The 517-nt window shown below is 40.4% G+C and carries 1 protein-coding gene; it reads left to right on the top strand.

All coding sequences use genetic code 11. The features are described from left to right. Positions 1–48 precede the first annotated feature (48 nt). On the top strand, positions 49–517 hold a 469-nt coding region (locus ABD296_RS50350; protein ID WP_344285872.1), incomplete at its 3' end, for a cation:dicarboxylate symporter family transporter.

Genomic DNA, 517 nt, shown 5'->3' on the forward strand with positions numbered 1-517 from the left:
CCCTTAATTTTTTTGACAGTGTTTACCGGTATTGCCAGCATGACGAACATGAGTCGAGTTGGGCGAGTGACAGGTAAGGCAATGCTATATTTCCTTACTTTCTCTAGCCTTGCGCTTGTGGTTGGTATGATTGTGGCTAATATCATTCAGCCTGGTAAAGGCCTAAATATTGACCCGGCAACCTTAGTCAACGATAAAGTAAATAGTTACGTTGAAAAGGCTCATGCTACAAATATCACTGACTTTTTCATGAATATTATCCCGCAAACATTAGTGAGTCCGCTTGCTGGTGGTGAAATTTTGCAGGTTCTATTTGTGGCAGTCCTATTTGGTATTTCTTTAGCTGCATTGGGTGACCGTGCACGTCCAATTACTGATTTTTTAAATAACCTCACGGCTCCGGTTTTCTATTTGGTTGGCATGTTAATGAAACTTGCACCAATTGGAGCTTTTGGTGCTATGGCATTTACTATCGGTGCGTATGGAATTGAATCAATCGGTAATTTATTACTATTGA

It is taken from the genome of Actinomadura napierensis, from assembly GCF_039529375.1.
Lineage (GTDB): Bacteria > Actinomycetota > Actinomycetes > Streptosporangiales > Streptosporangiaceae > Spirillospora > Spirillospora napierensis.